Below are 25298 nucleotides of genomic sequence, written 5' to 3' on the forward strand. Positions count from 1 at the left end.
TCCGAGGCGCCATAGGGCACTCATCGTATTTCAAGGAGAACCGCCATGAATCTCAGACCGATTCAGTTGTTTGACCCCGAGTCTTCAACCTTTACCTATATTCTCGCAACCCAGGCCGGCGCCGAGGCTGTGCTGATCGACCCAGTCGACGAGCACTGGGACCGCGATCTGGCGCACCTGCGGCGCCTCAACCTGAAGCTGGCTTACGTCATCGAGACGCATGCCCATGCGGATCACGTCACGTCGGCCGGTAAACTTCGCGAGCTGACCGGCGCAAAGGCGGCGGTCCCGAGCGGATGCGGTATCCCACCTGCCGACATCCAATTGAATAATGGCGATGTGCTCCGCTTCGGCAGCGAAGAAATCCTGGTATTGCACACGCCCGGCCATACCGCAGGGAGCATGAGCTATGTGTGGCGCAACAACGTGTTCACCGGCGATACGCTCCTGATCAACGGTTGCGGCCGTACCGATTTCCAGAGTGGCAGCGCCGACGCCTTGTTCGACAGCGTGACGAAAAAGCTGTTTTCGCTTCCAGACGACATGTTGATATGGCCGGGGCACGACTACAAGGGACAGGTAGTATCCACGATCGGTTGGGAGAAGCAGCACAACGCGCGCCTGGCCAACCGCAGCCGAGAGGAGTTCGTCCAGTTGATGGCCGAGCTGGATCTACCCAAACCGAAACGGATCGATGTCGCCGTGCCGGCGAATCAGAACCTGGGTTTGCCGCATAGCGTCTGACGCATGGACAAGGATTGCGATGACGGAAGATGCAGCGGCAAAGGCGGCAAGCCTGTGGGATCAGCGATACGGCACACCCGAATTTCTCTTCGGGACGGCGCCCAACGACTACTTGGCCAGCCAGGGGCACCTGCTCCGGCCGGGGATGCGTGCGCTGGCGGTCGCAGACGGCGAGGGCCGGAACAGTGTCTGGCTCGCACGCCAGGGCCTGAGCGTGGACGCGTTCGATGTCTCGTCGGTAGCTGTCGGCAAGGCCAGGCAGTTCGCCAGCAATGCCCAAGTGGCGGTTGATTTCCACATCGCCGATTGCGATGCCTGGACCTGGGAACCGGCATCTTACGACGTGGTCGCGGCAATCTTCGTTCAGTTTGCCGACCCGCCCATGCGGGCCCGCCTGTTCGCAAACATCATCAGCACGCTGAAGCCGGGCGGCATCCTGATTTTGCAGGGATATACACCCAGGCAACTCGAATACAAGACAGGCGGTCCTGGAGTGTTAGAGAATCTTTATACCGAGGAAATACTGCGTGCAGAACTCGGCTCACTGGACATCGTCGAGTTCCTGAATTACGAGGCAACTCTGGGCGAAGGAACGCAACATGCTGGGCGGTCAGCTCTCATCGGCCTGGTCGGCAGAAAAGCCGTGTAGTCGCGACGCGGGGCGGCCTGCCGGTCGGCGCCGATAACGCACATTTATAAAAATGATTGATGGAGACAAGCATGGAAGCATCCCACCCGAATTCGGGCGCCGTCTACAAGGAGGCACCCGGCTATTTTCGGCGTCTAACGGGCTTTGACTGGATGTTCGGCGTCGGCCTTCTGGCCGCCGCGCTGTTCGCGCTGAACCGTTATGCCGCTTTCATGGATGGCTACGAGCGCGCCATCCTCTTGCTGACCGCGCCGACGCTGACCGCGCTCGGCTGGCACTGGAAGCCGGTGCGCTTGCTGTTCCCGCTGTCTGCGCTCTTGTCCTTGTGGGCAGTGTCGCTCTACGACGGTTCACTGGCAGCGGCAGAACAAAATTTCCTCCTGAAATACATGCTGTCGAGCCAGTCGGCCATCCTCTGGATGAGCGTGCTGTTCGTGTTCTCGACCGTTTTCTACTGGATCGGCATGCTGGGGCGCTCGCATGCCTGCGGTGTGCTCGGCTCGCGCCTGTGCTGGGCTGCCGTGGTCCTGGGTTTTACCGGCATGGCGGTGCGCTGGTTCGAGTCCTACCTGATGGGTGCGGACGTCGGCCACATTCCGGTGTCGAATTTGTACGAAGTGTTCATTCTGTTCGCGCTGATCACGGCACTATTCCACCTGTATTACGAGGAGCGCTACGCCACGCTCCAGTTGGGCGCCTTCGTCCTGCTGATCATCGCGGCCGCAGTCGCCTTCCTCCTCTGGTACACGGTGTCGCGCGATGCAGCCCAAATCCAGCCGCTGGTGCCGGCGCTGCAAAGCTGGTGGATGAAGATCCACGTGCCTGCCAATTTCATCGGCTACGGCACCTTCGCCCTGGCCGCGATGGTCGGCTGCGCCTACCTGCTGAAATCCCACGGCATCCTTGTTGACCGCCTGCCCTCGCTGGAAGTGCTAGACGACGTCATGTACAAGTCGATCTCGGTTGGCTTCGCCTTCTTCACCGTCGCGACCATCCTGGGCGCGCTGTGGGCGGCCGAGGCCTGGGGCGGCTACTGGTCCTGGGACCCGAAGGAAACCTGGGCCCTGATCGTCTGGCTCAACTACGCGGCCTGGCTGCACCTGCGCCTGATGAACGGGCTGCGCGGCCGCGTCGCTGCCTGGTGGTCGGTGGTGGGCCTGCTGGTGACGACCTTTGCCTTCATTGGCGTAAATATGTTCCTGTCGGGCCTGCACTCGTATGGAGAACTGTGACGAACGTTAGCGATTTTCCCGTGGGGTTAGCCACGTCCCGGGGTTTATGAACAAGCTGGCGCAAATTCAGACGCGACAGGCACGATCACAGTATATGGTGAAGATGGTCCATGCTTGGGTATGCCCATGTCTATGACCAGCAAGGTCGCGTTCGCGGATGGAGCATGCAAGGTTTACTTGCGCAGGAATTGCCTGAAGAATATGCTGCTGGCACGATTCCCGGTTGAAACATCCCTATGCATCCCTCCATTCGCCGCATCACCCTCGTCGTTTCGCTTGCGGCTGCGATTTCAGGCTGCAATACTCTGGGCGTCATCGCGCGCACCGAGCCGGGTGCCGCACACGAAGCTGCCACGGTATTTGGCAAGTGGGTAGACGCCGGCGGCGATGCCGCTGTGGCAGCCACCTGGTCGCGCAAGGTCGCTCCTGGCGTGTCGACCCAGGAGATCGAAGAAGCGTTCACTAGTGTCGCAGCAGAAGACAATCTCCGACCAGTCGGCGAGTTGTTTCTTTCAAACGAACTGGCGCTGCGCTCCGGACGGGCGCAGAGGTTCCTGAAAGTCTACTCGTACTGCGATCCCGATACCGCACGTGCGATCGTCGACTTCAGTCCGGCGATGGCGGCGTTCCTGCCTTGCCGGATTGCCGTTGTGGAGCAGCAGGACGGCCTCTGGATCTATGCGATGAACATGGACATCCTGATCAAACTGGGGCGGCCGATGCCACCCGAACTCCGTGCGACAGTGATGCGGGTGCGTTCGGGCATGCTGAAGATGCTTGACCGCGCGGCTAGCGGAGACTTCTAGGCTTCTGTTGTTTCGGGAGTAGTGCAGATAAGCGCCGGACTCGGTTTGCCGCTTTGCAGCATTGAAATACCTTGCAAGACAACGATCTTAATGGTTATATGCTTATAAACACATAAGCTTATAACTTTACAGGGTAACAGCAGGCGATGGATGTGGACCTCGACAAGGAGGAGATGGCAGAAGTATTCGAACAAGTCTCGAATTACTTCAGCTTGCTTTCTGAACCGACACGATTGAAGATCCTCCATGCCCTGTGTAATGGCGAGCGGTCCGTTGGGGCGATCGTGACGCAACTCGGGGCTACGCAAGCAAATGTCTCGCGCCAGCTGAACATGCTGTACCGCGCCCGCATCCTGGGGCGCCGCAAGGACGGCGCTCAGGTGTACTACCGAATCGAAGACCAGAACACCATCGCCTTGTGCCGCACCGTGTGCAATCACATGGCTGAGAAGGTAAAGAAAAGCCGTCAGATAGACCAGGCAGCGATCGAGAATTTCATGACGGGCGGTTGACGCGCAGTGTAATAGGCGGATCATCAGGCGCTCAAGTTGTATATGCGTATATGCTCATATAGTCATATCCGCATGCGGTTATTATTAGTGTTCTTTGTAAGGATGGAGTAGATGGGTAACCCGATAAGCAAGTTCGGTCGTGTAGTGAAGGCGCCAGAAAATTTTGTCGAACGCTCTCTGATCAATGACATTAATGAACATGGGCTGAACGAAGAGCGGCGTGGATTCCTGCGCCGCAGCTTTCTCGCAGCGAGTGCTGCAATGGCGAGCGGCGGCGCGCTAGCCCAGGCGGGCGATGGCGATCCGAACATCCTGACGCTGCCCGAACATGCGCGCACGCTTGGCAAGCCGGTCGCCTCGGCACCCTACGGAATGCCGTCCCAGTTCGAGGCCAACCTGCAACGCCGCGAATCCCCGGGCCTGACCCGTGTATCGGCAGCTTCCGTGGCCTTTACTCCCTTGCAGGGCCTGTTCGGCATCATCACGCCCTCCGGCCTGCATTTCGAGCGCCACCACCAAGGATGGCACGACATCGATCCGAGCAAGCATCGCTTCATGATCAATGGCCTGGTCAGGCAGGCGAAGGTCTATACGATGGATGACTTGATGCGCATGCCTTCGGTATCGCGCATGCATTTCATCGAGTGCGGGGCGAATACCGCCATGGAGTGGGGCAACGTGGCCGTCCCGTCGGTGCAGTATTCGCACGGTATGCTCAGTTGCAGCGAGTTCACCGGCGTGCCGCTGTCGGTGCTGCTGGAGGATTGCGGCTACGACAAGCGCAAGGCCAAGGTCGTGCTGGCTGAAGGCGCAGACGGTTCCTCGATGACGCGCACCATTCCGATCGACAGGGCGCTCGACGACGTGATTGTCGCCTGGGCCATGAATGGCGAAATGCTGCGTCCGGAGAACGGCTACCCGTTGCGCCTGGTCGTGCCCGGCATCCAGGGCGTTTCCTGGGTCAAGTGGCTGCGCCGGATCGAGGTCGGAGACCAGCCCTACGCGACGAAAGACGAGGCGATCCATTACATGGACGCCATGCCCGACGGCAGCTATCGCCAGTACACCTCGATCCAGGAATGCAAATCGGTGATCACCACACCGTCGGCCGGCCAGCGCCTACTGGACACTGGCTTCTACAACATCACCGGCCTGGCCTGGTCCGGACGCGGAAAGGTCAAGCGCGTCGATGTGTCGGTTGACGGGGGGCGCAACTGGCGCACGGCGCGGCTGGAGACGCCGGTGCTGAGCAAGTGCCTGACCCGCTTCAACATCGATTGGGAATGGAACGGCGCGCCGGCGGTCCTGCAGTCACGCGCGATCGACGATACCGGCTACGTCCAGCCAAAGATCAACGAGCTGCGCGCGGTGCGCGGCACACGCTCGATCTATCACAACAATGCGATCCAGTCCTGGCAAGTGGCGCAATCGGGGGAGGTGTCGAATGTCCAGGTCTATTAAGCTCGCGGCGGGTGCGCTGCTGGCCGCTGCGACAGCCGCCGTCCTTGCCGGTCCGCAGGCCTTGCCTGGGCGTCCCGCAACGCCAAAGGAGGTGGCGGCATGGGATATCGACGTGCGGCCCGATTTCAAGGGCTTGCCGAAAGGTTCCGGCACGGTCGCTGCTGGCCAGGTCGTGTGGGAAGGCAAGTGTGCGTCCTGCCACGGCACCTTCGGCGAGTCGAATGAGGTATTCACCCCGCTCGTCGGAGGCACCACGGCCGATGACGTCAAGTCCGGCCGGGTGGCTGCGCTCGCCAACGGGCGCCAGCCACAAAAGACCACCCTGATGAAAGTGGCGACGGTCTCGACGCTCTGGGACTACATCAACCGGGCCATGCCCTGGACGGCCCCGAAGTCGCTCACCACCGATGAAGTATATGCGGTGACCGCCTACCTCCTGAACATGGGCGAGATCATTCCCGAGGACTTCGTGCTTTCTGATAAAACGATCGCACAAGCGCAAGCGCGCATGCCTAACCGCAATGGCATGGTGACCAAGCACGGTATGTGGGATGTCAAGGCCAAGGCCGACATACGCAGCGTGGCCTGCGTGAAGGACTGCCCGGTTGACGCGGCGCCGCGTTCGACGTTGCCGGAAGCGGCGCGCAATGCGCACGGCAATCTGGCCATGCAAACACGCGGGTTCGGCGCCACCCGCGGCGTCGATACCACCCGTCCCGCGCCGGCGACCCGTGCTACCGCCGCCAGCACGCCTGCGGCGCAGGCAGTGCCTGCCGCGGCCCCAGGTGGCGCCGTGCCGACCGCATTGCTGCAGGCGAACGCCTGCCTGGCTTGCCATGGCATCGATAACAAGGTTATGGGCCCGAGCTTCACCGCGGTGCGCGCCAAGTACAAGGATGATGCCGCTGCGCCCACGCGGCTGGCCGAAAGGATCAGGCAGGGCAGCAGCGGGGCCTGGGGGGCGATACCGATGCCTCCCCAGGCCCACGTGAAGGAGGAAGATTTGAAGGTTCTGGTGGGCTGGATCCTGGCCCCGCAATAAACCGGTACGGCCGCAAGCCGTATCGTTAACAATACTTAACGGAGATGTAGCATTATGAAACATGTCGTAACCGGACTCATCCTATCGGTCGCCTGCGCAGGCGCGATGGCCGCCGACCACCAGGTCAAAATGCTCAATACCGGCAAGGACGGCACTATGGTCTTCGAGCCGGGCTTCCTGAAGGTCTCCAAGGGAGACACGGTCAAGTTCATCAAGGTAGATGCGTCGCACAACAGTGCCTCGGTCATCACCCCGCCCGGCGGCGCCGCCTGGAAAGGCAAGCCGGACGAGGAAATCTCGGTCAAGCTTGACCAGGAAGGGGTCTACGTCTACGTGTGCGAGCCGCACAAGATGATGGCTATGGCAGGGGTGATCCAGGTCGGCAAGCCGGTCAATTTGGCAGAGGCGAAGAAGGGGGCGGACGCTTTGTCGAAGTCCTTCGTCATGAGCAAGGATCGCCTCGACAAGTACATGGCGCAGGTGAAGTGAGCATGCATGCCGCTCTGGCGGCTGGCGTTTTCAACAAACGGAGGATGGTATGAATCAACAGCGACGCAATGTCATGCGCATCAGCGCGATCCTGGGGGCGGCGTTTGCTGCGGGCGTGCTGAAACCGGCTGACGTGTTCGCGGCCGAATGGAGCCAGAAGGTCTTCGATGCCAAGAGCCTCGAGGCAGCGGTCAAGGAGCTGGGCGGCGACAAGTTCACGGTCAGCACCGACGTGTCGATCACCGGACCAGACATCGCCGAGAACGGCGCCGTGGTGCCGGTATCGATCGCCAGCAAGGTACCGAACACCGACTTTATGGCGGTTCTGGTAGAAAAGAATCCGAGTGCCATGTCGGCCAGTTTTAACATCCCGGCAGGCACCGAGGCGGCCGTGACCACACGCGTAAAAATGGGGGCGACCTCGAACGTGCACGCGCTGGTACGCGCCGACGGCAAGTGGCTGGTCGCCAGCAAGGAAATCAAGGTCACGCTCGGCGGCTGCGGCGGCTGATCAATCAAGCTCATTGAAAGGAAAGAACATGGCAGACCCAATGCGTATCCGCGCCGCCCTCACTGGCGACACGGTCGAGGTGAAGGTCTTGATGCGGCATGACATGGAGACCGGACAACGCAAGGACGCGTCCGGCAAGGTGATTCCAGCCCACTACATCAAGACGCTCATCGCCAAGGTCAAGGACAAGATTGTCCTGGACGCGAACTTTGGTCCCTCGGTATCGAAGGACCCGTTCCTGGCATTCAAATTCAAGGGCGCTGCCAAGGGCGACAAGGTCAGCGTGACCTGGGTCGACAGCGCGGGCGACACCCGTACCGACGAAGGCACTATCAGCTGAAATACGAAGCGCCCCGGACCGGGGCGCAGGCATGCGCGGCGCCAGACCGCCCAGACATATCAAGAGGAGACAGCCATGACCAGGATGCGTTCCGGTTTCGTCGCAGTGCCACTGCTGGCGCTATGCGCCGCGGCGCTGGCACAATCGTCGGCGACCGACGAGATCGCTAAATACCGCCAGATGCTGGCCGACGGCAACCCCGCCGAGCTGTGGGAAATGCGCGGTGAGGAATTGTGGAAGAAGAAAGCGGGCCCGAAGAATGCATCGCTGGAGCGATGCGACTTTGGCAAGGGCCCAGGCGTGCTCAAGGGCGCCTATGCCGAACTTCCGCGCTACTTCAAGGACGTCGACAAAGTCATGGATCTCGAACAACGCCTGCTGCATTGCCGCATGACCCTGCAAGGGCTCAGCCTGGCCGAGGCTACGAAGGTCCCCTTTGGGTCGACCGGCAAGCAGTCGGACATTGAAGCGCTGGTCGCCTACCTGACGGCCGAGTCGCGGGGCGTCACGATGGCAGTGTCGACGCGGCATCCGAAGGAAAAGCATGCGTACGAGACGGGCAAGCAACTGTTCTTCTATCGTGGGGGCGCACACGACTTCGCTTGCGCCACCTGCCATTCGACCTCGGGCCAGCGCATCCGACTGCAGGAACTGCCGAACATCCTGGAAAAGGCGAATGCACAGGCGGCGTACACGACTTGGCCTGCCTATCGCGTCTCCCAGGGCGAGGTGCGCACAATGCAGCACCGCCTGAACGACTGTTTCCGGCAGCAGCGTTTCCCCGAGCCAATGTACGCATCCGAGGCGATCACCGCCATCACAATGTTCCTTGCGAAAAACGCGAACGGTGGCGTGTACGCCGGTCCGGCACTAAAACGATAGGAGACCGGCATGACACCACTGAAAACAACGCTGATCGTCGTACTTGGGGTTGTTGCCGCCGGCTGCGCAACGGTCGCCGCCGAGCCCGATTATAGGCAAGCCGCGCTCGCTTTGCTGAAGCAGGATTTCCGGTCGAAGGGACCGGCGACGCTCGAGCGCGTGACCAGCCAGGACGAAGCACAGCAGCTATGCAGCCAGTATCCGCAGGAGCGCCCGGCCGAGGTCGCCGCCCGGATCGAAGCTACGCAGATGAAGAATATCCGCCAGCCTGCCGATGGCAAGTACCTGGGCGACTGGAAGGAGGGCGAGAAGATCGCCCAGAACGGGCGCGGCATGCAGTCATCCGATATGGTGGGCGGCATCAGTGGCGGCAACTGCTACGCATGCCACCAGATTTCGAAGCAGGAGATTTCGTTCGGCAACATCGGGCCGAGCCTCTACAACTACGGCAAGATCCGCGGCAGCAGCGACGAGATGCTCAAATACACATGGGGAAAAATCTATAACGCCCAAGCGTATACAGCCTGCTCCAACATGCCGCGTTTCGGCCATAGCGGCATCCTGACCGAGGCACAGATCAAGGATGTGATGGCACTGCTGCTCGATCCGGCATCGCCTGTCAACCATTGAACCACGGCGGCGGACATCTGGATGCCCGCTGGCTAACAGTACCAAGGACATAGCATGGGTATGAATCGGCGCGAATTCGCGCAACTGCTCGGGATTGCCGCCGCTGGCGGCATGCTGCTCGGCTCTCGCGGCGCCATGGCGGCACCGTCGCCGGGCGCTCTCTACGACCTGCCGCGCTTCGGCAACGTCCACTTCCTGCATTTCACCGACTGTCACGCGCAGCTGATGCCGGTCTATTTTCGCGAGCCTAGCGTTAACATCGGACTCGGGCCGGCCGCAGGGCGCATGCCGCACCTGGTCGGCGAAGCCCTGCTCAAGGCAAGCGGGGTGGCGCCCCACACGCCGCAGGCACATGCCTTCACGGCACTCGACTTCGAGCGGGCGGCGCGAACCTACGGCAAGGTCGGCGGCTTCGCCCATCTAGCCACCTTGGTCAAGAAGATGAAGGCGGAGCGCCCGGGCGCGCTGCTGCTTGATGGCGGCGACACCTGGCAGGGCTCCGGCACGGCGCTCTGGACCAAGGGGCAGGATATGGTCGACGCCGGCCTGCTGCTGGGTGTCGACGTCATGACCGCGCACTGGGAAATGACGCTGGGCGACAAGCGGGTGCAGGAAATCGTCGGCAAGGACTTCAAGGGCAAGGTCGATTTCGTAGCCCAGAACGTCAAGACCAACGACTTCGGCGATGCGGTGTTCCCGCCCTACGTGATCAAGGAAATGAACGGCGTGCCGGTGGCCATCATCGGCCAGGCCTTCCCGTACACCCCGATCGCCAACCCGCGCTACCTCGTCCCCGATTGGAGTTTCGGCATCCAGGAGGAGAACATGCAGAAGATGGTGGACGAGGCCCGGGCCAAGGGTGCGAAAGCGGTGGTCGTGCTGTCCCACAACGGGATGGACGTCGACCTGAAGATGGCCTCGCGCGTGCGGGGTATCGACGCCATCATGGGCGGGCATACGCATGACGGCATTCCGGCGCCTGTCATCGTCAGCAACGGGGGCGGCAAAACCCTGGTGACCAATGCCGGCAGCAACGGCAAGTTCCTGGGTGTGCTTGACTTCGATGTGCGCGGCGGTAAGGTGCAGGCTTTCCAGTACCGCTTGCTGCCGGTGTTTTCCAACCTACTGCCGGCGGACCGCGACATGGCGGCCCTGATAGCAAAAGTCCGCAAGCCATATGAAGCCCGTTTGAACGAAAAGCTGGCGGTTACCGAAGGCACACTCTACAGGCGCGGCAACTTCAACGGCACCTTCGACCAGTTGATCATCGATGCGCTGATCGCCGTCAAAGGTGCGGATATGGCTTTTTCGCCCGGCTTCCGCTGGGGCACCACGCTGCTGCCGGGCAGTCCGATCCTGATGGAACACCTGATGGACCAGACTGCCACGACGTACTCGCATTCCACGCTGACCGCAATGACGGGCGCAACCATCAAGACCGTGCTCGAAGACGTGGCCGACAACCTGTTCAATCCCGATCCCTACTACCAGCAGGGCGGCGACATGGTGCGGGTCGGGGGCATGACCTACGCGATCGATCCGAGCGCGCCGATGGGCTCGCGCATCAGCGACATGCGCCTGAGCGGCAAGCTGCTCGAAGCAGGGAAGACCTACAAGGTGGCCGGTTGGGCGCCGGTGGCGGAAGGCGCTTCCGGCGAGCCGGTATGGGACGTGGTCGCGCAATGGCTGCGATCGGAGAAAGTCGTCACGCCGCGCAAGCTGAACACGCCGCGCCTGATCGGGGTGCAGGGCAATCCAGGCATCATGGCCTGAGGAGCGAGGATGACGATGATAATCCGGAAGATCAGGGCACTGGCGGCGGCGCTGGCATTGCTGGCCTGCGCGCACGCCTGGGCGGTTGAGGCGAGTGCGGTGCCCAAAAACAAGCAGACCATCGCGGGGCGCTACCTCGATGCACGCGAGGCCTACGCGATGAAGCGCGAACTGGGCCCGCGCGCCTATTTCGTTGACGTGCGGACCCGCTACGAAGTCGCCTACGTTGGCCTGCCGACCGTGGTGGATGCCAACATTCCCTATGTCGAACACCCGGAGGACGCCCCCTGGGACGACAAGGCCGGCCGTTTCAAGCTCGATGTCAACAGCGACTTCGGCCCGGAAATGGCGCGCCGACTGCAGGCGGCCGGACTTGGAAAAGATGCGCCTGTGCTCGTGATCTGCCGTTCGGGCGACCGCAGCGCGCGCGCGGCCAATTTGCTGGGCCAACTGGGCTACACGTCGGTCTACACGGTCGTCGACGGCTTCGAAGGAGATACCGTGGGGTCGGGTGAGAAACGCGGCCAGCGGATCCTGAACGGCTGGAAGAACGCCGGCCTGCCGTGGTCCTACGACTTGGGCAAGACGCGTGCTTACTTCCCGGCCTATTGAGCGTGCAGGCATCGCGCTGCGTGCCATTGTGCACGTGGCGTTGCTGGCGGCGTGGGTGGCCGGTAGTAGCGCGTCAGCGCAGCACACGGCTTTACCCGCCGCAGACGATCTTGCTGCGGATGGCCGCGATGCCAGCGAGCGCCGAATACCCGTCGTGATCCTGTTCTCCCTGCCTGACTGCAGCTACTGCGAAACGGTGCGGCGCAACTACCTTTTGCCCCTGTCCCGGGAATCGGTGCCGGGGCGGCGCCCGATCATACGCGAAGCCGGCCTGGCATCGGCAGCGCCATTGCGCGGCTTCGATAAACAGGCCAGCAGCGGCAAGGCATTGGCGGCACGCTACGGTATCCGGGTGGCGCCCAGCGTGGCCATTCTCAATGGCCACGGCAAACTGCTGGTGCCTGTGCTCGAGGGGGGGGACGTCGCCGGTATGTATGGCGCCTATCTCGACGAATCCTTGTCCAGCGCGCGCCGCGCGCTGGCCGCATCCAATAACAGGAGAACCGAATGAGACTGCGCATCCTTGGCGGCGCGCTGCTGCTGGCACTGAGCGCTGGCTCCGCTGCGGCGCACGCGCCTGCGCCTGCCACCTACACGGTCACCTTGATGAGTCCCGAGCTGGCCCTGCGGATGGCCCAGGCCGCGCTGGCGGCATGCCGCCAGGCTGGCTACCAGGTGTCGGTGGCGGTGGCTGACCGAGGCGGCCAGGTCCAGGTACTGCTGCGCGACCGCTTGGCGGGGAGCCATACCGTGGACGCGGCAGCCGACAAGGCCTGGACTGCGGCCAGTTTCAAGATCGGAACCACGGCGCTGGCGTTGTCCACCAAGGAGGGCGCCGAGGCGAGCGGCATCCGGCACATCCGCCGCGTGCTGGCCGTCGGTGGCGGTATTCCTGTCGAGGCCAACGGTGCATTAATGGGCGCGATCGGCGTCTCCGGCGCACCCGGCGGCGGCGCCGACGACACCTGCGCACGCGCGGGCATCGCGGCGGTGGCCGAGGATCTGAATTTCTGACCCGCTTCTTGACATGCGCCACCGTGCGCAGAAGGACCTGAACATGCAGTCGATTCGTATCGCCGTGGCATTCCCGCACAGGGTGTGGCGCCTCCTGCTGGTATTGGCCACCGCGTCCTGGCTGGCGGCCGGCGCCACCGCGGCGCCGCTTCCGGTGCTGCAGCCCATCAAGGTCAGCGCACACGCCTACATGTTCAGGGGACACTCCGGCATGGCCGACAACGCCAACGCCGGCTTCATGTCGAACGCCGGATTCGTGGTCACCAAGGATGGCGTGGTCGTCTTCGACGCGCTCGGCACGCCGGCCCTGGGCGAGGCGATGGTGCGGGCAATTCGCGGCGTGACGAAGCAGCCGATCCGCCGCGTCATCGTCAGCCACTACCATGCCGATCATTTCTACGGACTGCAGGCATTCAAGACGGCGGGTGCCGAGATCTGGGCGCACGAGCAGGGCCGCACCTACCTAGCCTCGGACACCGCCGCACTGCGCCTGGCGCAGCGCAAGGAAGCCCTCAAGCCGTGGGTCGACGGGCGCACGCGCCTGCTGCCGGCGGACCGCTGGCTCGCTTTTCCGGGAGGCAAGCCGATCGCGTTCGAGATGGGCGGAGTGCACTTTCAGGTGATCGACACGAGTGGCGCCCATGCGCCGGACGACATCATGCTGGCCGTCAGCGAAGACCGCTTGCTGTTCGCCGGAGACCTGTTCTTTACCGGCCGGCTGCCCTTCGTGGGCGATGCTGACAGCCGCGTGTGGCTGGGCGCACTCGAGCGCATGCTTGCGCTGGACCCGGCCGTCGTAGTTCCCGGCCATGGCGACGTGTCGCGCGATCCGGGCAAGGATCTCGCGCTGACCCGCTCCTACCTGATCTTCCTGCGCAAGGTGATGGGCGAAGCGGTCGCGGAACTGGCGACCTTTGACGAAGCCTATGCTAAGGTCGACTGGAGCGCGTACGCAGGCTATCCTGCATTTGCACAAGCCAACCGCATCAACGCCTACGGGACCTTCCTGCTCATGGAGCGGGAAAGCCTGCAGCAGAAGTAACGCCGCTTACCAATCAAAGGAGACGATATGAAACTGTTCCGTGTAGTCGCTGCCATGCTGTTCCTGAGTCTTGCCGTGAGCGCCAGCGCCGCCGGGCGGCCCGAGAAGGTCGTGTACCACATCAGCGACGCGAGCAACGCCATGCAGGCGCTCGGCAATATCCGTAACCACTTGAACGCCAGTCCGAAGGCCAGCATCGTCGTGGTCACGCATGGCGCCGGGATCGACTTCTTGCTCGAGGATGCCAAGGACAAGAACGGCAATCCCTACGACGCCGTGGTCCAGGAACTCGCGAACCGCAAGGTCCAGTTCCGGGTATGCAATAACACCCTCGAGGGGCGCAAGATCGATCGCAAGCGGGTTCTGCCGGAAGCGACCGTGGTGCCGTCCGGTGTTGCAGAGGTGGCGCGACTGCAGTCACAGGAGGGGTACGCCTACATCAAGCCTTGAAGCCGGGCCCCTCCATGGTAGCGGACACTGCTCAGTGGCGGGACTGCGTTGCCGGCATGTCCGTTCCGCCGGTAACGCTGCTCTGATCGCCGCCGCTTAGCATTGGACAGCACTCCAGCGCAAGCCCTGATGGACCGTCGCGCGGACAGTAAGGACGGCAAGCGCAGCCGTCCCGCAGGCATGACTGACTCAACGAAAGGAGCGGAACTATGTTTTTTCAACGGGTAAAAACGCCGGGATTAGGCCACAACGCCTATATGCTCGGATGCGGCAATGGGCTTGCGGTGGTCGTCGACCCGCGGCGGGACGTGGCAGAGTATCTGCAACTGGCACGCGACAATGACTTGAGCATCGCCTATTGCATCGAAACGCATCGCCAGGAGGATTTCGAGTTCGGATCCGCCAGCTTGGCAGAACTCACCGGCGCCAGGATTTTGGCGGGCAAACACCCCCTGTTCGGCCGCGTCGATGTGCAGGTAGGGGATGGCGAGGAGTTCACTGTGGGAACGACGCGCTTCGTCGCGCTGGCCACCCCAGGACACACGCCCGAGAGCATGTCCTATGCGGTCTATCCCAATGATGCCGGCGACCAGTGCTGGGGCGTGTTCACCGGAGATGCCCTGTTCGTGGGGGATACCGGAAGAACTGACCTTTCGGACCCGGAAAAAACCGCAGAAAATGCGGGCCTGCTCTACGATTCGGTGCACCAGAAACTGGCGCCGCTTGGGGACCAGGCTATCCTCTTGCCGGCGCACGGCGCGGGATCTGCATGTGGGGGGAATATTTCCGAGCGCGACGAGTCAACGCTTGGCATCGAACGTGCGACCAATCCTGTATTCACGAAAACCCGCGCGGAATTCATGGCGCAGAAGGCCGGTGAGAATCTGCCCCGGCCGCCGTATTTCTCGCATATGGAAGTGGTCAACCTGCAGGCAGGACGGCCCGTGCCCTCGTCCCTTGACGATCGCGTGCTGTCGCCGAAGGTGTTCCAGGATCGGGCCCGGGGCGGGGTATTGATCGATACACGATCGCCCGATGCTTTCGCAGGCGCACACATCCAGGGCTCATATAACGTCTGGCTGGAGGGATTGTCCACGTTCGGTGGATGGCTTGTAGACGAACAAACACCGGTCTTCCTGATCGTGGAGCAGCCCGCGCAGGCACCTGTGGCAATCGCACAGCTTGCACGTATCGGCATGGACCGCGTCGAGGGGGTGCTCGTGAACGGGGTCGAGGCATGGCGCGAAGCGGGCTTGCCTATCGAAGCGCTGGGCACGACGAGCGCCAGCGAAGCTGCGGTCTGGAATCAGGACGGGGACCTGTACATCCTGGACGTGCGCGACGACATGGAATGGAAGGAGAAACACATACCGGGCGCGCACCATACCTTCGTAGGCGATCTCGAAAAAAACCTGCCTCAGATTTCCAAGGACCACCGGGTTGTCGCGCACTGCAGCGTCGGACATCGCTCCGGGCTTGCGGTCAGTACCCTTCGGCGTCATGGGTATACAAAAGTCTATAACATGCTTGGCGGTATAACGGCATGGGACAAGCTCGGACTGCCACTAAACAGGAATCAGGTCGAATAACGCGCGAAGGAGACGGACATGAACACGGCTGGCGGCGCATGGAATCCGTATGTGGTCGGCGCCCTTATCGGCGTCCTCTCGATGGCGACATTTTATTTTTCCAGCAAACCGCTGGGCGTGTCGACTGCTTTCGCACGCATGGCCGGCCTGCTGGGCTATCTGGTCTCCAGGGAACACACCGACTCCCTGGCGTTCTATCAGGATAAGACTCCCAAAATCGAGTGGGAGGTCATGCTCGCATTCGGCATTGTCATCGGGGCATTCTTCGCCGCCTTGTCGGGTGGCGAATTCCATGCCAGCGTGATCCCGCCGCTGTGGGAGGCGCATTTCGGAAACTCTGTACCGCTGCGTCTGTCTATCGCTTTCGTTGGTGGAGTGATCATGGCGTTCGGGGCGCGGCTTGCAGGCGGGTGCACAAGTGGCCATGGAATCAGCGGCGCACTGCAATTGTCGGTCGGGTCGTGGATTGCGCTGGCATGCTTCTTCGCAGGCGGTTCCCTGGTAGCGCAGGTGATGTATGGATAACACATCCGCAAAGGCCGACGTTGACCACGCCAAGCCTCCGGGAAGTACGGATGGCGGGGCCGGGAAAAGCGACGCGCCAAGGCAGCTCGCACTGGGCCTATTCTTTGGGATTATCTTCGGTTACCTGTTGCAGAAAGGCGGCGTTGCCAAGTACGAGGTTCTGCTGGGGGCGCTTCTCTTGACCGATTTCACAGTCATGAAAATCATGCTGGCGGCCATTCTTGTCGGAATGATCGGCATCTTTGCCATGCACGCTCTTGGGCTCGTCAAACTGCAGCTCAAACCCACGAAGTATGCGGCCAATGTGATTGGCGGCCTGGTTTTTGGAGCAGGGTTTGCCTTGATCGGATATTGCCCTGGAACCGGCGCCGCAGCCCTAGGACAGGGGAATCTGGATGCCGCCGCCGGGATTGCCGGACTCCTGGCGGGCAGCTATCTCTATGCCGAATTGTCCAGAAACCTCAGCTCGAATGTGCTGGCCTGGGGTGACCGCGGCTGCATCCAGCTGCCTGATCTGATTGGAGTGCGCACCACGCCATTCCTGATCGTGTTCGCGCCCTTGCTCGGCGTGGCATTGTGGCTGCTGTACCTGTATTTTCCGTAGCAAATTCAGCCGGCCTTGAACACCAGGGCGGCAACGCGCCGCAGCCTTGGGTAGACCACGGGCACGGTAAGCATGGTACTACCAACGGCCATCAGGAGCAGGGCCGTGAAGGTTTCGCTGGTGATAATGCCCTTGTCCAGCAGGATGTTGACGAAGATGATCATGATCAGCGCCTTGGTCTGCAACAGCCAGCCGATGATGGACGCCTCGCCCTCGCCCCACTTGAGGATCTTGCCGGCGATGTGGGTGCCGGCCAACTTGCCGCTCACCGAGGCGAGCAGGAGCACGGCGGCGACGAGGAACACGGCCGGTCCACCCATCGCCCAGTTGGTGCGCAAGCCGGTAGACAGGAAGAACACCGGCATGATGGCCAGCAGCACATGGTGACGCATCAGATCCATCTTCTTTTGGTCGAACCAGTGCGCGTCCATTACCGCACCGGCCAGGAAGGCGCCGACCATGTAGTGCAGGCCGGCCCAATCGGCTGCGAAGGAACAGGCCGCCAGCCAGACCAGGCTGACATACCAGCGGTCGGCCTCGTGCAATTTGGCCATCAGTTTGCGGAACAACACCGTGGCCAGGGCGAACACGGCCAGGAACCCGAACTGACGTCCGACGCGGTCCCAATCGAGCAAGATCAGGGCCAGCACGCCCCAGATCGCAATGTCATCCAGGCTGGCATAGCGCAGGATGCGCTGCCCGATCGGCTGGCGCAGGATCTCTAGTTTCTCCATTAGCAATATCAGGATAGGCAAGGCCGTGACAGCGCAGGCCATGCCTACGGCCAGTACGAATTGCCAGCTCTCGGCCTTCGGACCGATCCAACCAGCATAGCCCAGCATGCCGAGCGCGGCGATACAGCCAAACACCAGCGGCGTCCCCAGCGCGAGCGACGCGGTGATCATGCTCTCGCGGCGGTGCGCCCAGGCCGCTTTCAGGTCGAGTTCGATGCCGGCGATCATTACGAAGATCATCACGGCCCACCATGCAATACCGTTGAGCGACTGGATCACCTCGGGATTGAACACGAAGCCATAGTATTCCGGATACATCCTGCCTAGAATGCCTGGTCCGAGGAGGATGCCGGTAATGATCTGCACTACCACCAGCGGGGCGTAATAGTCAGTGTCGCCCAAGCGCCAGATCAGGTAGGGAATGCTGAAAATGATTGCCATGGCGATCAGGAAAATTTCGGTCGTGCCCATTGCAGCGTGCATATCGTCCCTGACAAATGGTGTAGTTTGAGTTCGTAAAGGGCGAGTATGGTGTGGCTCTTCAAATCTTGGCAAGAAAAATTGCGGCGGAGTATTGTCTACGCGAGTTATTCGAAAGCAATGGGGCCTGCCTGTTACGGCACTGGTGCCACCTGCGGGCGCATTTCGTTTCGAGCTCATGGCGCACTGCACATCGATCACCTACGTCTGCATCACTCGCGTTGCAAGACATTTCTCGTGCCAGACAATGGTCGGCGTGATAAGGGATGCAGGTCTACCTCGTGCTTCCCGGTCGCATCAAGCCCCATTAATTGCCAGCAGTTCGAGAACTTCATTAATCCTGCCTTAATCGGCATTGCATAGCATTGCCTTCTGCTACAGAAAATTGCTCGAACTAGATATGCGGCTCCGGTCAACATACGGAGCTACGGCGCATCCGCAGCGTCCCTCTGTGCGAACTCGATGAACTTGACCGTGCCCGCACTGGCGCGGTCCACCACGCATTTCGACTCCATGCCCATCACAATCGGATTACTGCTCGCGCTGAGCTTTACCGCGTCGCTTGCCGCGCTCGGCTTCCTGATCTGGGCCATCGCCCGCCGCCAGTTCGCACTGTCGCAAAGCGATGCCTCCACGATCTTCGAGCCGGGCGAGACCGGCGCGCCCGACGATACCACCGCTTTCGGCCGTGCGCCGGAAGGCTCTCACGCCCACCGCTTCGACGTGATCCGCGAAAGGATCGACGTCGCCGGGCGCCGCACCGTGCTGCTGATGGCGGCCGTCGCAGCGTTCTGGCTTGTGCTGGGCTCGGTCTTCGGCGTGATCGCTTCGCTCAAACTGCACCTGCCGGACTGGCTGGTGGGCCATGCGCCGCTCACCTTCGGACGCATGCGCACCATGCACCTGAACCTGGTCGCCTACGGCTGGCTGTCGGTGGCCGGCATCGCCTCGGCGCTGTGGATCGTGCCGCGCATCTTCCACACGCCTCTGCGTTACCCGCGCGTCGCCATGTTCGGCGCCATGGTCTGGACCATCGGCGTGGCCATGGGCGTGACCGCCATCGCCCTGGGCTACACGCAAGGCGTCGAATGGCTCGAAATCCCCTGGCAGATCGGCTTGCTGCTGGCGGTGGGCGGCGCCTGCTTGGCCTTCCCGCTTGTGATGACGGCGCGCCACCGCAAGTCGCACCACATCTATGTGTCAGGCTGGTACTTCCTGGGTGGCCTCGTGTGGTTCCCGGTACTGTACTTCATCGCCAACCTGCCGGGACTGCATGCCGGCGTGCAGCAGGCCACGGTCAACTGGTGGTTCGCGCACAACGTGCTCGGCCTGTGGCTGACCCCGCTCGGCGTGGGAACCGCCTATTACCTGATTCCGAAGATCGTGGGCCAGCCGGTGTATTCGTACAGTTTGTCGCTGCTCGGCTTCTGGGGCCTTGCGCTGTTCTACAGCCAGGTCGGCATCCACCACCTGATCGGCGCCCCAGTGCCGACCTGGCTGGTGACGCTGTCGATCGTCCATAGCGTGATGATGTTCATCCCGGTGATCGCAGTCGCGATCAACCAGCACACCACGGTGGCCCGCAACGCCTGGGCCTTGAAGCAGTCGGTGGCCTTGCGCTTCGTGGCGTTGGGCGCGCTGATGTACACACTGTCCTCGTTCCAGGGCTCGCTGCAGGCGCTACGCCCGGTGAACTCGATCACCCACTTCACGCACTATACGGTCGGCCATGCCCATCTGGGCGCCTACGGATTCACCAGCATGGTGCTGTTCGGCGCCTTCTACTACATGCTGCCCTACCTGACCGGACGCGACTGGCCATGGCCGCGCCTACTCAAGCTGCATTTCTGGCTGGTGGTCGGAGGCTTCGCGGTGTATTTCCTGGCGGTCTCCGCCGGTGGCTGGCTGCAGGGCGTGGGCCTGCTCGACACGGGGCGCTCGTTCGAGTCCGTCACACGGGCGACCATCCCCTACCTGCAGGCGCGCTCGCTCGGCGGCAGCCTGATGACCTTGGGCCACCTGGTGTTCGCCTTCCACATCGCCGCCCTGTTGATGGGCAAGGGCACGCTGCGCACGTCCATCGCAGGCCAGGCACCCGCCGCTGCCACCGCTGGAGCCTGATCCATGAACCGCCTCATTTCCGTTTTCGTCGGCGCCATTGCCATTCTCGCTTTTGCCACCCTGATGCTGGTGGTGATCCCCGGCGCCCAGATCCGTGACCAGGCGCCGGCGTCCGGCCTGGCCGATTACACGCCGCAGCAGCTGGCCGGACGCCAGCAGTACATCAACCAGGGCTGCGTGTATTGCCACAGCCAGCAACCGCGAGCGGCGGGACAGACCCTGGCCGACCTGTCGAAAGGCTGGGGCCGGGCCCCGACCGCGGCCGATTTCGCCTATGACCGCCCGCACCAGCTGGGCACCATGCGAACTGGTCCCGACCTGCTCAATGTCGGCGCGCGCCTGCCGAGCCGCGACTGGCACCTGACCCACCTGTACCAGCCGCGTGCGATTTTCGACTGGAGCATCATGCCCGCCTATCCCTACCTGTTCGAGCGCAAGAAGCAGGCCGAACCAGGCGACGTTGTCGTCAAGCTGCCCCCAGAGTTCCAGCCCAAGGGCGAGGTCGTGGTGGCGCGCCAGGAAGCGCTCGACCTGGCGGTTTACCTGCAGGGCCTGAACCGAACCTATCCGGCGGCGCCGGTGGGCGAAGCCGTCCGCGACGAAGGCTACGCCTTGTCCAAGGGAGAACAGCGATGAACAAGAACGATCCCGGCAAGCGCCCGGCAGCGCCGCAGGTCGACGAGGCCTTCGATCCATGGGAGCGCACACGCCCGATTCCCCTGTTCGTGGTGGCGATCGTGTTCGCGCTGGCGTTCTGGGGCCTGTTGACCTATGTGTCCGAGTACCAGGCGCAGCGTCAGGCGCAGCAGCTCAAACAGCAGCAGGCTGCGGCGCCGGCCGCGGCGCGGGCTGCGCTTGCGCCACCAGCAGCGGCACGTGGCCTGGGCGAGGCCGATGCGGCAACGCTGCAGATCGTCGCCGCCGGCAAGGGCCAGGCCTGGAGCTGCGCCTCCTGCCACGGCGCGGCCGGGGAGGGGAGTCTCAGCACGCCGCGCCTGGCCGGCCAGCCGGCCGCCTACCTCGCCAAGCAGCTGGAGGACTTCCGCTCGGGCCTGCGCCACAACGAGTCGATGGCGTTCGTGGCGCGTGCGCTGACGGACGAGGATATCGAGAAGGTGGCGCGCTACTACGCCGGCATCGAGCTGCGCGCCACGCTGGCGCCCAGCCTGGGCGGCAACCTAGAACGCGGCAGGCTGATCGCCGAAAAAGGCGACTGGAAGTCCAACGTTCCGGCCTGCTTCACCTGCCACGGCATGAACGGCGAAGGTGTCGCGCCCGGCTTCCCGGCGCTGGCTGGCCAGCAGCCCGACTACATCTTCGCCCAGCTGGCCGCATGGCATGCGGGCGAACGCAAGAATTCGCCGCAGAAGCTGATGGATGACATCGCGCGCCGCATGAACCCCGACGACATGCGCGCGGTGTCGGACTACCTCGGCTCGCTGCCGCCGCCAGCGACTCCTCGCGCCACGGTGGCGCAAGGCGCTGCACGCTCCGCCTCCACGCTGTGATGGCCACCGCTTGAAACCGACACATATGAACGACCCGAAGAAAACCACGACGAAGTCTCCCTACGCCCTGGGCAGCACCGCCCGCCGCCTGGCCGCCGCGGCTGGTGGCGGCCTGGTGCTGTTCGCCTTCGGCGCCCTGGTGGTCCAGACCGGCGCCTGGCGCAGTTTCCAGACCGCTGCCGGCTTCACGCCCGAAACGCCGGCGCCGGCCATTTCGCGCGAAGCCGTCGAGGCTGAAGCGCGCAAGGCGATGCTCGCCGCGCGTGCCGAGCGCAAGAAGGACAAAGAAGGCAAGGTGGCCGCGCCCTTGCAGCCGACCGGCCCGGACGGCTACTTCGTGCCACCATCCGAAAGCGAGATGCCCGACGGTCCCGAAGGTGATGCGATCCGGCGCGGCCGCGATATCTTCATTCATACGCCGCAGTATGCCCAGCGCTATGTAGGCAACAGCATGGCCTGTGCCCAGTGCCACCTCGACGCGGGACGGCGCGAGAATTCGGCGCCGATGTGGGCGGCCTATGTGCAGTACCCGAAATATCGCGCCAAGAACAACAAGGTCAACACGCTGGAAGAGCGCATCAACGGCTGCTTCAACTATTCGATGAATGCGCAGGCTTCCGAGGCCGGCAAGGCGCCGCCGCCGGGCGACGACATCTACAAGGACCTGATGATCTACATGTACTGGCTTGCCGATGGTGCACCCACCGGCGAGGAGATGCGCGGCGGTGGCTACATCAAGGTCAAGGAAACGCCGCAGGGTTACGACCACGCGCGTGGTGCCAAGGTCTACGCGCAGAATTGCGCACTCTGCCACGGCGCAGACGGCCAGGGCCGCAAGGACGAGAGCGGGAAGCTGCGCTTCCCACCGCTGTGGGGACCGGAAGCCTACAACTGGGGTGCCGGCATGTCGCGGATCGATACGGCGGCGGGCTTCATCAAGGCCAATATGCCGCTCGGTAAGCCGTACAGCCTGTCGGACCAGGACGCATGGGATGCCGCTGCCTACATCAACAGCCACGAGCGGCCGAAGGATCCGCGCCAGACCGGGACGATCGAAGAGGCGCGGGTGCGCTTCCACAATAAGGAAAGGAGCTACTACGGCAAGGAAGTGAACGGCAAGATCCTTGGCGTCGGCGTGGCTCGCGCCACCCCAGCCAGCGCGGCCCAGCCGGCCAAGGGTTGAGCAGGTGGATGCGGCCTTCGCCGGCGTCGACCGCGACGCGCTGCGCCGCGCCGGGCGCATGGTCGTCAGCATCGAGGGCATGTGGTGCGCCAGTTGCGCGCTGGCCGTCGAGCGCACGATCGCGCGCGCGCCCGGCGTGACCGCGGCCAGCACCAGTTTTGCGGGCGGTTCGGCGCTCGTGCGCTGGGACCCGGAGCGCGTCAACCTCGATGAAGTCTTCTCACGCGTCGAGCGGCTCGGCTACGGCATCGTCCCTCTGGTCGAATCCCAGGAACTGGAGCGGCAGATCGATGCCCAGGCGCGCGCGGTCTGGATGCGGTTGGCGGTGGCCGGCTTTTTCGGGATGTGGAGCATGCTCGGATCGGTGGCGCTGTACCTGGACGCCGGGCTGGCCGTCTCGCCCCAGGGGTGGTGGGTCGCGCTCGCTACCTGCCTGGCCGCGCTGCCGGTGGTGAGCTGGTCGGCCCTGTCCTTCTACCGCGCCGGCTGGCGCACCCTGCGCGCCGGCGTGCCCGGCATGGATGCGCTGGTGTCGACCGGCGTGCTGGCCTCCTGCCTGCTCTCGGTATGGTCGCTGCTGCGCGGCAGCGCCGACGTGTATGCGGACACCGCGACGATGCTGGTGAGTTTTCTCCTGTGCGGGCGCCTGATCGAACTGCACGCCCGGCGCCGCAACTCGGTGGCGGTGAATGCGTTGCGCCAGGCGGTGCCGGAAACGGTACGCCGGATCGGCGCCGACGGCGTCCCGACGGAGGAAGCCGCGGACCGGGTCGGTCCGGGCGACCTGGTGCTGGTGCACGCGGGCGAGCGCGTCGCGGTCGACGGTACGGTGGTAGAAGGTGAAGGCGAGGTCGATGCGGCGATCGTGAACGGCGAGTCGGCTCCATTGCCGGTCACGCCCGGCGATAGCATCGTTGCCGGTTCCATCAACCTGTCGTCGCGGCTGGTGCTGCGCGTCGAGCAGGCTTGGGGCGAGCGCTTCATCGACCGCATCGGTGTGCGCATGCTCGAATTGCTCGGTACGAAAAGCGCGGCCGCCATGCAGGCGGAACGGTTCGCGCGCTGGCTGGTGCCGGGCGCCCTGGTGCTGGCGGCGGCCAGTTTCGCACTGGCCTGGGGCGCGAGCGGAGATCCGGTGCAGGCGGCGCTGCGTGCCCTGTCGGTACTGGTTGCGGCCTGTCCCTGCGCTGTCGGGCTGGCGCTGCCGCTGGCATATGCCGCGTCGACCGCAAGCGGGGCGCGCCAAGGTATCCTGCTGCGCGATCCTGCTTCGCTCGAAGCACTTGCCGGTGCGCGCGAAATCCTGTTCGACAAGACCGGCACGCTGACCGAAGGCATGCTCGAAGTACGCGAGGTGCTCGGTTCGCAGCACGCCGCTTCCGCCGAGGTGCTGGCCCTGGCGGCGCGGGCGGAGGCGGACATTGCTCACCCGGTGGCGCGGGCGATCCGCACGGCGGCCGACGCCGCAGGCATGGACAGCGCAGGGGAGGGGCTGGCGCAACGCCATTCGCGCGGCTGCACCTGGCGCAGCAAGGACGGAAACCAGACGGTACTGGTGGGCAGCGCGGTTTTTGTCGAAGAGCAGGGCGTGACCCTGCCGGCAGGCGCGTCACCAGGCTGCACCAGGGTCGAAGTCGCGCGTAACGGGACATGGATCGGCGCCATCCTGTTGCAGGACCGCATACGGGAAAGCGCCGCCGAGGCCCTGCGCACGTTTGCAGACGCGGGCATCCGCACCCGCCTGGTCACCGGGGACAGCGCGGCCGCCGCAGCCCCGGTTGCGGAAGCCGTCGGTCTCGGGCCTGAGCATGTCCATGCGCACTGCCTGCCCGAGGACAAGGTGAAGGTCCTCGAACGGGCCGGCAGACCCGCGGTGTTCGTCGGCGACGGTGTCAATGACGCGCTTGCCTTGGCGGCAGCCGACTGCGGCATCGCGGTGCAGGGAGCCACTCCGCCGGCGGTCGCGACGGCAGGGGTGGTCATCGCGAGCGGCGGCGTAGAGCAGGTTGCCGCTGCCTGGCGGCATGCACGGCGAACAGTGAGGGTAGTGCGCCAGAACCTGGCGTTCTCCATGGTGTATAACGTGGCTGTGCTGGCGCTCGCGTCGAGCGGCATGGTGACCCCGGTTGCCGCTGCCTGCGCGATGCTGGCCAGCAGTCTGAGCGTCGTGCTGAATTCGGGGCGGCTTCTGTCCGGGACGCGTGCGCGGCGGCGCACCTGAAGCTACCGTGAACGCAGCGGGACAGTTTGATCAGCCGTGATAAGAAAATACAAAAATCGTACAAACCAGCGCGCCGGCAGCAATAACCAGGACCAGACAGTGGGACCGGAAGCCCATTTCATCGGGATAGCGGCGAGAACGGTC

27 protein-coding genes are annotated in these 25298 nt (G+C 63.4%); 26 read left to right on the forward strand and 1 reads right to left on the reverse strand.

Annotation, left to right across the window (positions count from 1 at the left end; genetic code table 11):
• The first annotated feature begins 45 nt into the window (after positions 1-45).
• From AC56K1_RS01780 to AC56K1_RS01880, 21 genes are all read left to right on the forward strand, one after another.
• A complete protein-coding gene (locus AC56K1_RS01780) occupies positions 46-744 on the forward strand; it encodes an MBL fold metallo-hydrolase (protein WP_497156117.1) in 699 nt (232 codons plus the stop codon).
• 19 nt (positions 745-763) lie between these two features.
• Positions 764-1393, forward strand: a complete 630-nt coding sequence (locus AC56K1_RS01785; protein ID WP_497156118.1) for a class I SAM-dependent methyltransferase — start codon at positions 764-766, stop codon at positions 1391-1393.
• Positions 1394-1464: 71 nt separating this feature from the next.
• Positions 1465-2625 carry a c-type cytochrome biogenesis protein CcsB gene (gene ccsB / locus AC56K1_RS01790; protein WP_497156119.1) on the forward strand — a complete coding sequence of 387 codons (1161 nt, stop codon included), beginning with the start codon at positions 1465-1467 and terminating at the stop codon, positions 2623-2625.
• A gap of 236 nt (positions 2626-2861) precedes the next feature.
• Entirely contained in the window at positions 2862-3431 is a 570-nt protein-coding gene (locus tag AC56K1_RS01795) for a DUF302 domain-containing protein (RefSeq protein WP_497156120.1), read from the forward strand.
• Positions 3432-3577: 146 nt separating this feature from the next.
• Positions 3578-3943 (forward strand): ArsR/SmtB family transcription factor, encoded by a 366-nt coding sequence (locus AC56K1_RS01800; RefSeq protein WP_497156121.1) that lies wholly within the window; start codon positions 3578-3580, stop codon positions 3941-3943.
• Positions 3944-4054: 111 nt separating this feature from the next.
• On the forward strand, positions 4055-5404 hold the full coding sequence (gene soxC / locus AC56K1_RS01805) for a sulfite dehydrogenase (protein WP_497156122.1): 1350 nt from the start codon (positions 4055-4057) through the stop codon (positions 5402-5404).
• Positions 5388-6446 (forward strand): c-type cytochrome, encoded by a 1059-nt coding sequence (locus AC56K1_RS01810; protein ID WP_497156123.1) that lies wholly within the window; start codon positions 5388-5390, stop codon positions 6444-6446. The genes soxC and AC56K1_RS01810 overlap by 17 nt, the downstream gene beginning before the upstream one ends.
• A gap of 54 nt (positions 6447-6500) precedes the next feature.
• Positions 6501-6935: a pseudoazurin gene (locus tag AC56K1_RS01815; protein WP_497156124.1), complete on the forward strand. Its 435-nt coding sequence runs from the start codon at positions 6501-6503 to the stop codon at positions 6933-6935.
• A 49-nt stretch (positions 6936-6984) separates the two neighbouring features.
• On the forward strand, positions 6985-7446 hold the full coding sequence (soxY, locus tag AC56K1_RS01820; protein WP_497156125.1) for a thiosulfate oxidation carrier protein SoxY: 462 nt from the start codon (positions 6985-6987) through the stop codon (positions 7444-7446).
• Positions 7447-7474: 28 nt separating this feature from the next.
• Entirely contained in the window at positions 7475-7786 is a 312-nt protein-coding gene (gene soxZ / locus AC56K1_RS01825) for a thiosulfate oxidation carrier complex protein SoxZ (RefSeq protein WP_497156126.1), read from the forward strand.
• A gap of 75 nt (positions 7787-7861) precedes the next feature.
• Positions 7862-8668, forward strand: coding sequence for a sulfur oxidation c-type cytochrome SoxA (gene soxA, locus AC56K1_RS01830; RefSeq protein WP_497156127.1), 807 nt, complete (start codon positions 7862-7864; stop codon positions 8666-8668).
• Positions 8669-8677: 9 nt separating this feature from the next.
• Complete coding sequence (soxX, locus tag AC56K1_RS01835; RefSeq protein ID WP_497156128.1) at positions 8678-9298, forward strand: sulfur oxidation c-type cytochrome SoxX; 621 nt, start codon at positions 8678-8680, stop codon at positions 9296-9298.
• A 60-nt stretch (positions 9299-9358) separates the two neighbouring features.
• Positions 9359-11071: a thiosulfohydrolase SoxB gene (gene soxB, locus AC56K1_RS01840; protein WP_497156627.1), complete on the forward strand. Its 1713-nt coding sequence runs from the start codon at positions 9359-9361 to the stop codon at positions 11069-11071.
• A 9-nt stretch (positions 11072-11080) separates the two neighbouring features.
• Positions 11081-11683, forward strand: a complete 603-nt coding sequence (locus AC56K1_RS01845; RefSeq protein ID WP_497156129.1) for a rhodanese-like domain-containing protein — start codon at positions 11081-11083, stop codon at positions 11681-11683.
• The gene (locus AC56K1_RS01850; protein ID WP_497156130.1) at positions 11661-12194 is read left to right on the forward strand and encodes a thioredoxin domain-containing protein; all 534 of its coding nucleotides are present in this window, start codon (positions 11661-11663) and stop codon (positions 12192-12194) included. Before AC56K1_RS01845 ends, AC56K1_RS01850 begins: the two co-directional genes overlap by 23 nt.
• Positions 12191-12697, forward strand: coding sequence for a GlcG/HbpS family heme-binding protein (locus tag AC56K1_RS01855; RefSeq protein WP_497156131.1), 507 nt, complete (start codon positions 12191-12193; stop codon positions 12695-12697). Before AC56K1_RS01850 ends, AC56K1_RS01855 begins: the two co-directional genes overlap by 4 nt.
• A 13-nt stretch (positions 12698-12710) precedes the next feature.
• Positions 12711-13739, forward strand: coding sequence for an MBL fold metallo-hydrolase (locus AC56K1_RS01860; protein WP_497156132.1), 1029 nt, complete (start codon positions 12711-12713; stop codon positions 13737-13739).
• 27 nt (positions 13740-13766) lie between these two features.
• A complete protein-coding gene (locus tag AC56K1_RS01865) occupies positions 13767-14189 on the forward strand; it encodes a DsrE family protein (RefSeq protein ID WP_497156133.1) in 423 nt (140 codons plus the stop codon).
• A 209-nt stretch (positions 14190-14398) separates the two neighbouring features.
• Positions 14399-15778: an MBL fold metallo-hydrolase gene (locus AC56K1_RS01870; protein ID WP_497156134.1), complete on the forward strand. Its 1380-nt coding sequence runs from the start codon at positions 14399-14401 to the stop codon at positions 15776-15778.
• A gap of 18 nt (positions 15779-15796) precedes the next feature.
• Positions 15797-16303, forward strand: coding sequence for a YeeE/YedE thiosulfate transporter family protein (locus AC56K1_RS01875; RefSeq protein WP_273029209.1), 507 nt, complete (start codon positions 15797-15799; stop codon positions 16301-16303).
• Positions 16296-16907: a YeeE/YedE thiosulfate transporter family protein gene (locus tag AC56K1_RS01880; RefSeq protein ID WP_497156135.1), complete on the forward strand. Its 612-nt coding sequence runs from the start codon at positions 16296-16298 to the stop codon at positions 16905-16907. Before AC56K1_RS01875 ends, AC56K1_RS01880 begins: the two co-directional genes overlap by 8 nt.
• A 5-nt stretch (positions 16908-16912) precedes the next feature.
• Here the strand turns inward: AC56K1_RS01880 and AC56K1_RS01885 are convergent, their stop codons facing one another.
• Complete coding sequence (locus AC56K1_RS01885; protein WP_497156136.1) at positions 16913-18112, reverse strand: cation:proton antiporter; 1200 nt, start codon at positions 18110-18112, stop codon at positions 16913-16915.
• A gap of 522 nt (positions 18113-18634) precedes the next feature.
• Between AC56K1_RS01885 and AC56K1_RS01890 the strand changes: the two genes are divergently transcribed.
• Genes AC56K1_RS01890 through AC56K1_RS01910 form a run of 5 tightly spaced genes read left to right on the forward strand, consistent with a single transcriptional unit; the run spans position 18635 to position 25154 of the window.
• Positions 18635-20242 carry a cbb3-type cytochrome c oxidase subunit I gene (locus AC56K1_RS01890; RefSeq protein WP_497156137.1) on the forward strand — a complete coding sequence of 536 codons (1608 nt, stop codon included), beginning with the start codon at positions 18635-18637 and terminating at the stop codon, positions 20240-20242.
• A 3-nt stretch (positions 20243-20245) separates the two neighbouring features.
• Complete coding sequence (locus tag AC56K1_RS01895) at positions 20246-20878, forward strand: cbb3-type cytochrome c oxidase subunit II (RefSeq protein ID WP_497156138.1); 633 nt, start codon at positions 20246-20248, stop codon at positions 20876-20878.
• The gene (locus tag AC56K1_RS01900; protein ID WP_497156139.1) at positions 20875-21750 is read left to right on the forward strand and encodes a c-type cytochrome; all 876 of its coding nucleotides are present in this window, start codon (positions 20875-20877) and stop codon (positions 21748-21750) included. The genes AC56K1_RS01895 and AC56K1_RS01900 overlap by 4 nt, the downstream gene beginning before the upstream one ends.
• 25 nt (positions 21751-21775) lie before the next feature.
• The gene (locus AC56K1_RS01905; RefSeq protein ID WP_497156140.1) at positions 21776-22933 is read left to right on the forward strand and encodes a c-type cytochrome; all 1158 of its coding nucleotides are present in this window, start codon (positions 21776-21778) and stop codon (positions 22931-22933) included.
• Between the two features lie 4 nt (positions 22934-22937).
• The gene (locus AC56K1_RS01910) at positions 22938-25154 is read left to right on the forward strand and encodes a heavy metal translocating P-type ATPase (protein WP_497156141.1); all 2217 of its coding nucleotides are present in this window, start codon (positions 22938-22940) and stop codon (positions 25152-25154) included.
• Positions 25155-25298: the final 144 nt, after the last annotated feature.

Source organism: Telluria sp. ZB4P37, assembly GCF_059685855.1.

Bases quoted from the DNA above. Each gene is read 5' to 3' on its own strand.
- AC56K1_RS01780 (WP_497156117.1), top strand. From the start codon at position 46: ATGAATCTCAGACCGATTCAGTTGTTTGACCCCGAGTCTTCAACCTTT.
- AC56K1_RS01895 (WP_497156138.1), top strand. From the start codon at position 20,246: ATGAACCGCCTCATTTCCGTTTTCGTCGGCGCCATTGCCATTCTCGCT.
- AC56K1_RS01905 (WP_497156140.1), top strand. From the start codon at position 21,776: ATGAACGACCCGAAGAAAACCACGACGAAGTCTCCCTACGCCCTGGGC.
- AC56K1_RS01870 (WP_497156134.1), top strand. From the start codon at position 14,399: ATGTTTTTTCAACGGGTAAAAACGCCGGGATTAGGCCACAACGCCTAT.
- AC56K1_RS01795 (WP_497156120.1), top strand. From the start codon at position 2,862: ATGCATCCCTCCATTCGCCGCATCACCCTCGTCGTTTCGCTTGCGGCT.
- soxC (WP_497156122.1), top strand. From the start codon at position 4,055: ATGGGTAACCCGATAAGCAAGTTCGGTCGTGTAGTGAAGGCGCCAGAA.
- AC56K1_RS01885 (WP_497156136.1), bottom strand. From the start codon at position 18,112: ATGGGCACGACCGAAATTTTCCTGATCGCCATGGCAATCATTTTCAGC.
- soxX (WP_497156128.1), top strand. From the start codon at position 8,678: ATGACACCACTGAAAACAACGCTGATCGTCGTACTTGGGGTTGTTGCC.
- soxY (WP_497156125.1), top strand. From the start codon at position 6,985: ATGAATCAACAGCGACGCAATGTCATGCGCATCAGCGCGATCCTGGGG.
- ccsB (WP_497156119.1), top strand. From the start codon at position 1,465: ATGGAAGCATCCCACCCGAATTCGGGCGCCGTCTACAAGGAGGCACCC.
- soxB (WP_497156627.1), top strand. From the start codon at position 9,359: ATGAATCGGCGCGAATTCGCGCAACTGCTCGGGATTGCCGCCGCTGGC.
- soxZ (WP_497156126.1), top strand. From the start codon at position 7,475: ATGGCAGACCCAATGCGTATCCGCGCCGCCCTCACTGGCGACACGGTC.
- AC56K1_RS01880 (WP_497156135.1), top strand. From the start codon at position 16,296: ATGGATAACACATCCGCAAAGGCCGACGTTGACCACGCCAAGCCTCCG.
- AC56K1_RS01860 (WP_497156132.1), top strand. From the start codon at position 12,711: ATGCGCCACCGTGCGCAGAAGGACCTGAACATGCAGTCGATTCGTATC.
- AC56K1_RS01845 (WP_497156129.1), top strand. From the start codon at position 11,081: ATGACGATGATAATCCGGAAGATCAGGGCACTGGCGGCGGCGCTGGCA.
- AC56K1_RS01785 (WP_497156118.1), top strand. From the start codon at position 764: ATGACGGAAGATGCAGCGGCAAAGGCGGCAAGCCTGTGGGATCAGCGA.
- AC56K1_RS01865 (WP_497156133.1), top strand. From the start codon at position 13,767: ATGAAACTGTTCCGTGTAGTCGCTGCCATGCTGTTCCTGAGTCTTGCC.
- AC56K1_RS01815 (WP_497156124.1), top strand. From the start codon at position 6,501: ATGAAACATGTCGTAACCGGACTCATCCTATCGGTCGCCTGCGCAGGC.
- AC56K1_RS01810 (WP_497156123.1), top strand. From the start codon at position 5,388: ATGTCCAGGTCTATTAAGCTCGCGGCGGGTGCGCTGCTGGCCGCTGCG.
- AC56K1_RS01855 (WP_497156131.1), top strand. From the start codon at position 12,191: ATGAGACTGCGCATCCTTGGCGGCGCGCTGCTGCTGGCACTGAGCGCT.
- AC56K1_RS01890 (WP_497156137.1), top strand. From the start codon at position 18,635: ATGCCCATCACAATCGGATTACTGCTCGCGCTGAGCTTTACCGCGTCG.
- AC56K1_RS01875 (WP_273029209.1), top strand. From the start codon at position 15,797: ATGAACACGGCTGGCGGCGCATGGAATCCGTATGTGGTCGGCGCCCTT.
- soxA (WP_497156127.1), top strand. From the start codon at position 7,862: ATGACCAGGATGCGTTCCGGTTTCGTCGCAGTGCCACTGCTGGCGCTA.
- AC56K1_RS01800 (WP_497156121.1), top strand. From the start codon at position 3,578: ATGGATGTGGACCTCGACAAGGAGGAGATGGCAGAAGTATTCGAACAA.
- AC56K1_RS01900 (WP_497156139.1), top strand. From the start codon at position 20,875: ATGAACAAGAACGATCCCGGCAAGCGCCCGGCAGCGCCGCAGGTCGAC.